This is a genomic window from Streptomyces sp. SID14478 (assembly GCF_010548525.1).
Taxonomy (GTDB): Bacteria; Actinomycetota; Actinomycetes; order Streptomycetales; family Streptomycetaceae; genus Streptomyces.
The window spans coordinates 1-12,148 of the sequence record NZ_JAAGMG010000354.1; the positions used below are offsets into that span (position 1 = coordinate 1).

Consider the following 12,148-nt stretch of genomic DNA (forward strand, 5'->3'; position numbering starts at 1 on the left):
ATGCCGTGCAGCACGGCCCCGTCGAGCGCGGCGGCCGCCGCGGCGGCGACGTCGACCGCGTCCATCGGCCGCTCCATGGCGGGCTGTACGGACGTGCGCCGGGGCCTGCGCCGCTTCGAGAGGGCGTCCTGCTCTATGCGGTCGGGGTCGTACGCCTCCGGGGCCGCGGGACGCCGCCTCGGGCGCGCGGGTTCGGCCTCGCGCCACTCCTCGTCGTACTCCCCCGCGTCGGGCTCCTGCACGGGCGTGTCGTCGTGCACGACACCGAGCCGCACGCCGAGCAGGCGCAGCCGCTGCGGGATCGCGTTGACCGGCGTCGCGGTGACGACGAGCAGACCGAAGACGGTGAGCAGGACGAGCAGCGGGACCGCGAGCACCTGGGTCATGGTGAAGGTCAGCGGCGTCGCGGCCGCCCAGCCGATCAGCCCGCCCGCGTCCCTTATGGCCTGCATGCCGTCGTCGCGCGCGGGCGAGCCGCACGCGATGTGGACCTGGCCGAGGATGCCGACGACGAGCGCGGACAGGCCGATGACGATGCGCCCGTTCGCCTCGGGCTGCTCGGGGTGGCGGATGAGGCGTACGGCGATGAGGCCCAGCAGTATCGGCACCAGCAGGTCGAGCCGGCCGAACGCGCCGGTCACCAGCACCTCGACGAGATCGCCGACCGGGCCGCGCAGATTCGACCAGGTGCCGGCCGCGCAGATCAGGGCGATGCCGAGCAGCAGCAGCGCCAGACCGTCCTTGCGGTGCGCCGGGTCGAGCCCCTTCGCGCCACGCCCTATGCCGCGGAACATCGCCCCCACGCTGTGCGCGACGCCGAGCCACAGGGCGCGCACGAGCTTGTACAGGCCCCCCGTGGGATTGGGCGCCGGCCTGGGAGCGGGCTTCTTGGCCGCGACCTTCTTGCCGGGGGCCTTCGCCGCGGCCTTCTTCGCGGGAGCTTTTTTCGCAGGGGCCTTCTTCGCCGGAGCCTTGATCGGCGCGGCCGCCTTCTTCGCGGGCGTCTTCTTGGCTGCGGGACGTGAGGCCATAGGTGTGAGGTTACCGGGGGAGAGGCCTGCGGACACGTGTGCCCAGTGCTTCACCCGATTGTGTCGCGGGCTGACGGTGCCTGAGCTGACGCGGTCTCAAAGCCCCGTCAGCGCTTCAGTTCTGGGACGGCAGGGTGGGCGCGCCGCTGCCCGTGCCGGGCTCCAGAGCATCAAGAGCCCTGCGCAGTCCGGTGAGTTTGCGCTCCAGGTGCGCGGCCGTGGCCACGGCCGCCGCGTCCGCGGACTCGTCGTCGAGCTGCTTGGAGAGCGCTTCGGCCTGCTCCTCGACGGCGGCGAGACGCGCCGACAGTTCGGCGAGCAGTCCCGCGGGCTCCTTCGTGTCGCCGACGGACCTGCCGCCGCCCTCGAGCTGGAGCCGCAGCAGAGCGGCCTGCTCACGCAGTTGGCAGTTCTTCATGTAGAGCTCTACGAAGACCGAGACCTTCGCGCGCAGCACCCACGGGTCGAACGGCTTGGAGATGTAGTCCACCGCGCCCGCCGCGTAGCCACGGAAGGTGTGATGCGGACCGTGGTTGATCGCGGTGAGGAAGATGATGGGGATGTCTCGTGTCCGCTCCCGGCGCTTGATGTGCGCCGCGGTTTCGAAACCGTCCATTCCCGGCATCTGTACATCCAGCAGAATGACCGCGAAATCGTCCGTGAGCAGCGCTTTGAGCGCTTCCTCCCCGGACGATGCCCGCACCAGCGTCTGATCGAGCGCAGAGAGGATGGCCTCCAGCGCCAGCAGATTCTCCGGCCGGTCATCGACCAGGAGGATCTTGGCCTTCTGCACCATGGCCCGCCCTCCTCGCCCCGGCATGGGGCCGCCCCTGTCCGCAGGATTCGGGGAGGCTCCTTTTGCCGCCCCAGGGGACGACTCCCTTGCGCCGTCCGTCCTTGTGCCGGTCATCGTAGCCGTACCCCGCCTGTCGCCACACCCTGTCACCGAGATGTCACTGTGCACGTAGCAGAAACGCATCGGGAGACCAGAAGGTTCCCCGGTTACCGCACTTCTACACGGCCGCGGCCACACTCAGTCAGCAACTCCGCGTGAATGTCTCGGATTCCGATCAGTCACCGCGCATCCACTGCTCCATCACCGTCAGCAGGTGGTCGGGATCCACCGGCTTCGTGACGTAGTCGGACGCTCCGGACTCGATGGCCTTCTCCCGGTCGCCCTTCATGGCCTTCGCGGTCAGCGCGATGATCGGCAGCCCGGCGAACTGCGGCATCCTGCGGATCGCCGTGGTCGTCGCGTAGCCGTCCATCTCCGGCATCATGATGTCCATCAGGACGACCGTCACGTCGTCGTGCTGCTCGAGGACTTCGATGCCCTCCCGCCCGTTCTCCGCGTACAGGACCGACAGTCCGTGCTGCTCCAGGACGCTGGTGAGCGCGAAGACGTTCCGGATGTCGTCGTCGACGATGAGCACCTTCTCGCCACCGAAGTGGAACGAGCGCCGCGGCTTGGGGGCGCTGCGGGCCTCGCCGTCCTGCCAGGACTCCTGTACGTCCTCCGGCTGCCCCTGGAGGTCCGGGCTCTCCTCCGGTGCCGGAGCGGTCCTGCGGCGCCGCCTGAAGAGCGCGGCCGGCCCGTTCTGCGTCTCCTGGTACGACTGCACCTCCGCCGGGGTCTCCACCTCGGCGGGCTCCGGAGCGGCGTCGAGGGCGAGCGGCCGGCCCGGCTCGATGGACGGGGCCAGCTGCGCGTACCCCTGGGCCGGCAGCTCGCTCGGGTGCAGCGGCAGGTACAGCGTGAAGGTGGAACCGCGGCCGGGCTCGCTCGCCGCGTGGATCTCACCGCCCAACAGGCGGGCGATCTCACGGCTGATGGAGAGCCCGAGCCCCGTGCCGCCGTACTTGCGGCTCGTCGTGCCGTCCGCCTGCTTGAACGCCTCGAAGATGACGCGCATCTTGCTGGCCGCGATGCCGATGCCGGTGTCCGTCACCGAGAAGGCAATCAGGTCCCCGTCGGCGTCCCTCAACGAGCCCGCTTCCAGGAGCTGTTCACGGATCGCGTTCGGTACGTCGTTCCCGGCGGGCCTGATGACGAGTTCCACGGCGCCGGAGTCGGTGAACTTCACCGCGTTGGACAGCAGGTTGCGCAGTACCTGAAGGAGGCGCTGTTCGTCGGTGTGCAACGTGGTGGGCAGTTCCGGCGACACCCTTACGGAGAAGTCGAGTTGCTTCTCCGCGGTCAGCGGCCGGAACGTTGCCTCTACGTAGTCGACGAGTTGTACCAGGGCGATGCGCGTCGGCGAGACGTCCATCTTGCCCGCCTCGACCTTCGACAGGTCCAGGATGTCGTTGATCAGCTGGAGCAGGTCCGAGCCCGCTCCATGGATCGTCTCGGCGAACTCGACCTGCTTCGGGGTGAGGTTCGCGTCGGCGTTGTCGGCGAGGAGCTTGGCGAGGATCAGCAGCGAGTTGAGCGGCGTGCGCAACTCGTGCGACATGTTGGCGAGGAACTCGCTCTTGTAGCGCATCGACACCGCGAGCTGCTCGGCGCGCTCCTCCAGGACCTGACGCGCCTCTTCGATCTCGGTGTTCTTCACTTCGATGTCGCGGTTCTGCGTGGCGAGGAGTTCGGCCTTCTCCTCCAGCTCGGCGTTGGACGCCTGGAGGGCCTTCTGCCGGTTCTCCAACTCGGCCGACCGCTCCCGCAGTTGCTCGGTCAGCTCCTGCGACTGCTTGAGCAGCACCTCCGTCTTCGTATTGACGGAGATGGTGTTGACGCTCGTCGCGATCATCTCGGCGATCTGCCCCAGGAAGTCCTTCTGGATCTGCGTGAAGGGCGTGAAGGACGCCAGCTCGATCACGCCGAGCACCGTCCCCTCGAAGAGCACGGGGATCACGATGACCTGTGCGGGCGGCGCCTCCCCGAGCCCCGAGGCGATCTTGAGGTAGCCGCTGGGCGCGTTGTCCACGAGGATCGTGCGCCGCTCCTGCGCGGCGGTGCCGATGAGCGTCTCACCGGGCCGGAACGAGGTCGGCATGGAGCCCATGGAGTAGCCGTAACTGCCGAGCATGCGCAGTTCGTACGCGTTCTCGGGGGCGCCCGCCGGGTCGCCGCCGTCGTCCACCGGCAGCGCCACGAAGAACGCACCGTGCTGCGCGGAGACCACCGGCGTCAGCTCGCTCATGATGAGCGAGGCGACGTCGTCCAGATCACGACGGCCCTGCATCAGACCGGAGATGCGGGCCAGGTTGCCCTTGAGCCAGTCCTGCTCCTCGTTGGCGATCGTGGTGTCGCGCAGGTTCGAGATCATCTTGTTGATGTTGTCCTGCAGGACCTGGATCTCGCCCGCCGCGTCGACGTCGATCTTGAGGTTGAGGTCACCGCGGGTCACCGCGGTCGCGACGGCCGCGATGGCGCGCACCTGGCGCGTCAGGTTGCCGGCCATCTCGTTCACGGACTCCGTCAGGTCGCGCCACGTGCCGTCCACGTCACGCACCCGCGCCTGCCCGCCCAACTGTCCCTCGGTGCCCACCTCACGGGCCACCCGGGTCACCTGCTCGGCGAACGACGACAGCTGGTCGACCATCGTGTTGATCGTCGTCTTCAGCTCGAGGATCTCGCCGCGCGCGTCGATGTCGATCTTCTTGGTGAGGTCGCCCTTGGCGATGGCGGTCGTGACCATCGCGATGTTGCGCACCTGGCCGGTGAGGTTCGAGGCCATGCCGTTCACGGACTCGGTGAGGTCCTTCCACGTCCCGGCCACACCGGGTACGCGGGCCTGGCCGCCGAGGATGCCGTCCGTACCCACCTCGCGGGCCACCTTGGTGACCTGGTCGGCAAACGAACTCAGCGTCTTCACCATCGTGTTGAACGTGTCGGCGAGCTGGGCGACCTCGCCGCGCGCCTCGATGGTGACCGTACGCGTGAGGTCACCGTTGGCCACCGCGTTGGCGACCTGGGAGATGTTGCGCACCTGCACGGTCAGGTTGTTGGCCATGAGGTTGACGTTGTCGCTCAGGTCCTTCCAGATGCCCGTGATGCCGGGGACCCGCGCCTGGCCTCCCAACTGGCCCTCGGTGCCCACCTCACGGGCGACCCGGGTCACCTGCTCGGCGAACGCGGACAGCTGGTCCACCATCGTGTTCACCGTGGTGACGAGTTCGAGGATCTCGCCCTTGGCGTCGACGGTGATCTTCTTGGAGAGGTCGCCGCGCGCTACAGCTGTAGTGACTTCGGCGATGTTGCGCACCTGAAGGGTGAGGTTGTTGGCCATGCCGTTCACGGACTGGGTCAGGTCCTTCCACGTACCCGACACCCCCTGCACCTCGGCCTGCCCGCCGAGAATGCCGTCCGTACCCACTTCGCGGGCGACCCGGGTCACCTGCTCGGCGAAGGCCGACAGCTGGTCCACCATCGTGTTGAGGGTGTTCTTCAGCTCCAGGATCTCGCCGCGCGCATCCACGTCGATCTTCTGCGACAGGTCACCACGGGCGACCGCGGTGGCGACCTGCGCGATGTTGCGCACCTGAGCCGTGAGGTTGCCGGCCATGCCGTTAACGGAGTCCGTCAGGTCGCGCCACACGCCGGCGACGCCGGGCACCTGTGCCTGACCGCCCAGACGGCCTTCGGTGCCCACCTCACGGGCCACGCGGGTCACCTGGTCGGCGAACGCGGAGAGCTGGTCCACCATCGTGTTGATGGTGTTCTTCAGCTCCAGGATCTCGCCGCGCGCATCCACGTCGATCTTCTGCGACAGGTCACCACGCGCTACAGCCGTAGTGACCTGAGCGATCTGCCGCACCTGGGAAGTCAGGTTTCCGGCCATGAAGTTGACGGAGTCGGTGAGTTCCTTCCACGTACCGCTCACGCCGTCCACCCGGGCCTGCCCGCCGAGACGGCCCTCCGTGCCCACGTCGCGCGCCATCCGCGTCACCTGGTCGGCGAACGACGACAGCTGGTCCACCATCGTGTTCACGGTGTTCTTCAACTGAAGCATCTCGCCGGAAACGTCGACGGTGACCTTCTGCGACAGGTCACCGTTGGCCACCGCCGTCGTCACCTGGGCGATGTTGCGCACCTGCCCGGTGAGGTTGCGGAAGGCCGTGTTCACCGAGTCGGTGAGGTCCTTCCAGGTACCGGCCGCGCCCACCACCAGCGCCTGACCGCCCAGCTCACCCTCGACACCGATCTCCCGTGCCACACGCGTGACTTCGGAACCGAAGGCCGACAACTGATCCACCATCGTGTTGACGGTGTTCTTCAACTCCAGCATTTCACCGGCCACGTCGACGGTGACCTTCTGCGAGAGATCACCGTTCGCCACCGCCGTCGTGACAGTGGCGATGTCACGTACCTGCGTGGTGAGGTTCCGGAAGACCGTGTTGACGGAGTCCGTCAGGTCCTTCCAGGTCCCGGCCGCGCCCGGCACGTTCGCCTGGCCGCCGAGCTGCCCTTCCGCGCCGACCTCGTTGGCGACACGGGTGACCTCGTCCGCGAACGTACGCAGCGTCTCGGTCATCTGGTTGATCGTCTCGGCGAGCTGGGCGACCTCGCCGCGCGCCGACACCGTCACCTTCTGCGACAGGTCACCATTCGCCACAGCCGTAGTGACCTGAGCGATCCCGCGCACCTGAGCCGTCAGATTGCCGGCCATCAGGTTCACGGAATCGGTGAGGTCCTTCCACACCCCTGCCACACCGGGCACCTGTGCCTGCCCGCCCAGCTCGCCTTCCGTGCCCACCTCACGGGCCACGCGTGTGACCTCGGAGGAGAACGACGACAGCTGGTCCACCATCGTGTTCACGGTGTTCTTGAGCTCGAGCATCTCGCCCGCGACGTGAACCGTGACCTTCCGGGACAAGTCGCCCTTCGCCACCGCGGTGGTGACGAGAGCAATGTCACGCACCTGCGCAGTGAGACGGTACGCCATCGTGTTGACGGAATCCGTGAGGTCCTTCCAGGAACCCGACATTCCGCGTACGCGCGCCTGCCCGCCGAGCTTGCCCTCGGTACCCACCTCACTGGCCACGCGCGTGACCTCGTCCGTGAAGGTGGAGAGCTGGTCGACCAGGTTGTTGACCGTCCGCCCGACCTTCAGGAACTCGCCACGCAACGGATGCCCGGTACCTTCCGGCACCTGCGCCCGCAGCTCCATGCGCGGCGACAGATCACCGTCGGCGACCGCGGTGAGCACCCTGCCGACCTCGGAGACGGGCCGTACGAGGTCGTCCACGAGCGCGTTGGAGGCGTTGATGGCGGCGGCCCAGGAACCCTCGCAGGCTCCCGTCTCCAGCCGCTCTGTGAGCTTGCCCTCACGTCCGACCATGCGCCGCACCCGCGACAACTCACCGGTCAGATGCAGATTCCGGTCGGCCACCTCGTTGAAGACGGCCGCGACCTCCGCCATCACGCCGTCGCCGTTGACCGTGAGCCGCTTGCGGAAGTTGCCGTCCCGCATCGCGACGAGACCGGCCAGCAGTCTGTTCAGCGCCGCGGTGTCCACTGTCGTGGTGCCGTTCCGCGATTTGCGCTGTTTCGTCAGGGACTGTCCGCCTTCCGCGCGCGCTTTCCTGCCCCGCGTCGCTGCGCCAGACTCCACTGTGTCCCTCCCGCAGGGGTCGACCTGTACTGCTCTGCTTGCTCTGGGTGCTCGGGTTCGCTTCTACCGTCACATCGAGATTTCAATGCGTTCTTCCCCGGAAGCTTGCCCAGTGTTTCACCATGGCTGAACCAGGCCATAACAGTTCGGCAGCTTCGCACACCGTCCGCACACCCTCCGGACGGAAACAGTGGCGACCGGCATCCGCATGGACGGCGAAGGTAAGTAACCTTGCATGCGGCTGTCCACCCACCCCGGTCCGCCCGGCCTGGGCGGTGGCGGAAAACGAGCGGGCATCGGAGGGGCGGCCGAGACATGGGTACGGGAGACCTGAGCCTCGACACTCGTACAGCGAGTACAGCAGGCACGAGTCGTACAGGGAGTTCTGTGATCACCGCGCGCGCGGCTGCCACCTTCGAACCGGTCGGGCGATCCGTCGCGACCGCCCGCTCCTTCGTGCGCGACACCCTGCAGGGCTGGGGCCACGCCGACATCATCGACGATGCCGTGGTCCTGACCAGCGAACTCGTGACGAATGCCGTGGTCCACGCGGGCACGTCCGCGGAAGTTCTGTGTCTGCGCGGCGACGACCACGTCCGCATCGAGGTCTCCGACCGCTATCCGGAACGCGAGATCCCGCTCCAGTCCGCCGCGATCAACATGGGCAGCCCCGACCGCGAGGGCGGCCGCGGCCTCCAGCTCTGCGCGGCGCTCGCGGGCCGCTGGGGCGTCGACTATTCGGCCACGCACAAGCAGGTCTGGTTCCAACTCGACCTGCCCGAGCGCTCGGTGGGCACCCGCGCCGCAGGCCCCGCGCTCCCCACGGAGCTCCTGCCGCTCGCCGACGAACGCGTCCGCGTCGCCGTCGTACAGATCGACAAGACCGGCGCGATCACGTCGTGGAGCGAGGACGCGGAGCACCTCTTCGGCTACGCGGCCGAACAGGTCACCGGCAAACCCCTCACCGATCTCGCCGCCTGGCCGCACACCCCCGGCACCAGCACCGGCATCGCCGACGCCCTCCTGCTCTCGCGCTGGGAGGGCAGTTACGGCATCCGCAGCGCCAGCGGCCGCGTGGCCCCGGTGTACGCCTCGCACCTGCGCGTCCGGGACACCGACGGCGATCCGTCCACGGTCTGCCTCCTCGTACGCGACCACGAGCGCGCCGTGCTGCAGACGCCCCTGCGCGGCCCCGTCCCCGAGAGCGGCACGCACGCCGAGAACCAGGGCGCGGACGCCTTCGAGACCTTCATCGGCTCTCCGGCCCCGGACGACCTGGACGGCCTGCTGCAGCGCACGGTGGAGCGCGCCCGCGACATGCTGGACGGCGACTCCGCGTTCCTGCTCCTGGCCACGGACGACGAGACCGAGCTCGAGGTGCGCGCCTCCACCGGCCTCCCCTCGGCTCGCCAGCGCTTCGCCCGCGTCCCGGTCGAGGTCGGCCCGGGCCGCTACGGCTCGGCGCGCATGCCCGCGGTCCACGAGGACCTCACCCAAGTCCCCGGCGCCGTCCCCCTGTTGAACGGCACGGGCATGCGCTCGGTCGTCACGGTCCCGCTGAAGGTCGAGGGCCGTCTCACCGGCTCCCTCGGCGTGGCCGCGGAGTCCCCCGACCGCTACTCCAACGAAGAAGCCCTCCGCCTCCAGTTCGCGGCCGACCGCATCGCGATGGCCGTCGAATCGGCGCGCCTGCGCGAACTGGAGAAGCTCCGGCGCGGCTCCCTCAGCTTCCTCGTCGAGGCCTCCGACCTCCTGGCCGGCACCCTCGACCGGGACCAGACACTGGCCTTGATGGCCCAGATGACGGTGCCGACCCTCGCCACCTGGTGCGCGGTCTACATGATCGCCGACCAGACCTCGGAGCCGCACCTGTCGTACGTGCTGCACGAGGAGGAGGACCGCATCGACGGCCTCAAGGCGCTCCTCGCCAAGATCGCCCCGCCCGACCCGGTCCCGACCCCGGGCGCCCGCGTCTGGCAGGCGCCGGCGGAGGCCGCTCACCAAGCGGCTCTGCGTACGTCCATGAGGAGCCTCGGCCTGAACGAGCCGACGAACGTCAGCTCGGGCATCGGCACCACCCTCGCGACGGCCTCGGCGGTCGGCGGCGAGACCGTCGTCCTCCCCCTCGTCGCCCGCAACCGCGTCATCGGCATGCTCACGCTCGGCAAGCCCACCGACGAGCACTTCCGCCAGGAAATCCTGGAACTGGCCGAGGACTTGAGCCGCCGGGCCGCCCTGGCCCTCGACAACGCGCGCCTGTACTCGGAGCGCATGGCCATCAGCCAGTCCCTCCAGCGCAGCCTCCTGCCGCCCGAGCTCCCGGACGTCCCCGGCGTCGAGGTCGAGGTCATCTACCGGGCAGCCGGCGAGGGCAACGAAGTGGGCGGTGACTTCTACGACCTCTTCCCGATCCGCGACGGCGCGTACGGCTTCGCGATCGGTGACGTGTGCGGCACGGGCCCGGAGGCCGCCGCCGTCACCGGCCTGGCCCGCCACGCCCTGCGCCTGTTGGCCCGCGAGGGCTTCGGCGGCCCGGCGGTACTGGAGCGCCTGAACGCGGCGATCCTCGACGAGGGCGCCCGCAGCCGCTTCCTCACGCTGCTCTACGGGGAGTTGTGGCCGCAGGAGGACGGCTCGGCGGTCCTCAAGATGGTCTGCGCGGGCCACCCTCTCCCGCTCCGCCTGCGTCAGAACGGCACGGTCGAGCCGTACGCCGAACCGCAGCCGCTCCTCGGTGTCATGGACGACCTGGAGCTGTACGAGCAGACGATGACGCTCGATCCCGGCGACGTCCTGCTCTGCGTCACCGACGGCATCACGGAACGCCGCGAGGGCACCCGCATGCTCGGCGACGACGGCTTGGCCGAAGTCCTGGCGAACTGCACGGGCCTGACGGCCGGCGCTGTCGCCGCCCGCATCATGCGCGCGGTGGAGCGCTTCGCAGCCGACGCACCGTCGGACGACATGGCGATCCTCGCGATGCGCGTCCCCGAAATCCACCACGGCTGAACCCGCCGGTCGGGCGGGGGCGGGGGCATGAAAAAAGGCCCCCGCCCGGTCAGGGCGAGAGCCTCAATTCCTGAGCCCCCAAGCGGAATCGAACCGCTGACCTTCTCCTTACCATGGAGACGCTCTACCGACTGAGCTATAGGGGCCGGTCGCCTTGTGCGGTTTCCCGCTTGGCAACGGAATAGATCATACCTGAAGTTCAGGGCCTTCCCGAACCGCCCGACGGCCGCGCCTAGAAGGCCGGCTGCAGCAATCCGCCCAGTGCGTTGCAGGCGGACACCATCCGCTGCAGTTGTCGCCGCGGCATCGTCGCGTCGACGGGCAGCGCCAGTGTCTCGTCGGCGGCCCGCTCGGTCTCGGGCAGCGCCACGTCCCGCCAGAAGGCCGGCAGGCGGTGCACGGGCGTCTTCACCGGCACGCTGCACTCAATTCCCTTGCCACGAAGGGTGCGAGCGAAGGCGTCACGATCGGGTCGCCCGTTCCCCGGCACTCGCACGACGTACTGCTGATAGGTGTGCGCTTCGTGCCCTGCGGGCGTCCGCACCCCGTTCAGCCGTCCGCTCAAGTAGGCGGCGTGTGCCCGCCGTTGTGTCACTTCCTCGTACGACTTCTGGGATTCGCCCTGCTCGAGAACCAGCAGCCCGTGCCGCTGCCCGAGGTCCAGCAGTCCAGCGACATCGGCCTTGTGCCCGAAGCGGTGGACGGCGATGACGGCGGCTGTCCGCGCACTCAGACAGACGTCGACGCTCCCACGGTCGATGCAGTACGTGTCCGGGTCGATGTCCGCGAAGACGGGGGCCGCCCCCGTGCGTACGACGGCCTCGGCGACCTCGGCGTTGCCGAAGGCCGGCACGATCACTTCGTCACCGGGTCCGACTCCCGCGGCCTGCAGCATTGCAACTGTGCCCATGGCTTGGATAGTGGTCGCGGAACGTGAACGCGAAGTAACAGACAACAAAAAAGCCTCTGGCCCCGAGCAAAATGCTCGGGGCCAGAGGCTTTATCAAATTTAGTTCGGCGGCGTCCTACTCTCCCACAGGGTCCCCCCTGCAGTACCATCGGCGCTGTGAGGCTTAGCTTCCGGGTTCGGAATGTAACCGGGCGTTTCCCTCACGCTATGACCACCGAAACACTATGAAACTGTCAACCGCACCGTACGTGACCATGTACGGGGTTGTTCGTGGTTTCAGAACCAACACAGTGGACGCGAGCAACTGAGGACAAGCCCTCGGCCTATTAGTACCAGTCACCTCCACCCGTTACCGGGCTTCCAGATCTGGCCTATCAACCCAGTCGTCTACTGGGAGCCTTAACCCCTCAAAGGGGGTGGGAGTCCTCATCTCGAAGCAGGCTTCCCGCTTAGATGCTTTCAGCGGTTATCCTTTCCGAACGTAGCCAACCAGCCATGCCCTTGGCAGGACAACTGGCACACCAGAGGTTCGTCCGTCCCGGTCCTCTCGTACTAGGGACAGCCCTTCTCAAGACTCCTACGCGCACAGCGGATAGGGACCGAACTGTCTCACGACGTTCTAAACCCAGCTCGCGTACCGC

Annotated in this window: 4 protein-coding genes, 1 tRNA gene, 2 rRNA genes and 1 pseudogene; 1 reads left to right on the top strand and 7 read right to left on the bottom strand. The window is 68.2% G+C overall.

Annotated features, from left to right (window positions below; all coding sequences use genetic code 11):
• The 3 genes and pseudogenes from G3I40_RS11725 to G3I40_RS11735 form a co-directional block, all read right to left on the bottom strand.
• Window positions 1-1,031, bottom strand: a pseudogene (locus G3I40_RS11725) (cell division protein FtsK); the annotation flags it as partial.
• A gap of 115 nt (window positions 1,032-1,146) precedes the next feature.
• Window positions 1,147-1,827 (bottom strand): response regulator, encoded by a 681-nt coding sequence (locus G3I40_RS11730; protein ID WP_164302105.1) that lies wholly within the window; start codon window positions 1,825-1,827, stop codon window positions 1,147-1,149.
• Between the two features lie 274 nt (window positions 1,828-2,101).
• Complete coding sequence (locus G3I40_RS11735; protein ID WP_343244899.1) at window positions 2,102-7,588, bottom strand: HAMP domain-containing protein; 5,487 nt, start codon at window positions 7,586-7,588, stop codon at window positions 2,102-2,104.
• Window positions 7,589-7,975: 387 nt separating this feature from the next.
• Here G3I40_RS11735 and G3I40_RS11745 point away from each other — a divergent pair, with 387 nt between their 5' ends.
• Complete coding sequence (locus tag G3I40_RS11745; protein ID WP_164302107.1) at window positions 7,976-10,597, top strand: SpoIIE family protein phosphatase; 2,622 nt, start codon at window positions 7,976-7,978, stop codon at window positions 10,595-10,597.
• A gap of 73 nt (window positions 10,598-10,670) precedes the next feature.
• Here the strand turns inward: G3I40_RS11745 and G3I40_RS11750 are convergent.
• The 4 genes from G3I40_RS11750 to G3I40_RS11765 form a co-directional block, all read right to left on the bottom strand.
• Window positions 10,671-10,743 (bottom strand) — tRNA-Thr (locus G3I40_RS11750).
• Between the two features lie 86 nt (window positions 10,744-10,829).
• Window positions 10,830-11,492 carry a DegT/DnrJ/EryC1/StrS family aminotransferase gene (locus G3I40_RS11755; protein WP_164302108.1) on the bottom strand — a complete coding sequence of 221 codons (663 nt, stop codon included), beginning with the start codon at window positions 11,490-11,492 and terminating at the stop codon, window positions 10,830-10,832.
• 117 nt (window positions 11,493-11,609) lie between these two features.
• Window positions 11,610-11,726 (bottom strand): 5S ribosomal RNA (gene rrf, locus G3I40_RS11760).
• 87 nt (window positions 11,727-11,813) lie between these two features.
• A 23S ribosomal RNA gene (locus tag G3I40_RS11765) occupies window positions 11,814-12,148 on the bottom strand; the annotation flags it as partial.

Bases quoted from the DNA above. Each gene is read 5' to 3' on its own strand.
- G3I40_RS11730 (WP_164302105.1), bottom strand. From the start codon at position 1,827: ATGGTGCAGAAGGCCAAGATCCTCCTGGTCGATGACCGGCCGGAGAAT.
- G3I40_RS11755 (WP_164302108.1), bottom strand. From the start codon at position 11,492: ATGCTGCAGGCCGCGGGAGTCGGACCCGGTGACGAAGTGATCGTGCCG.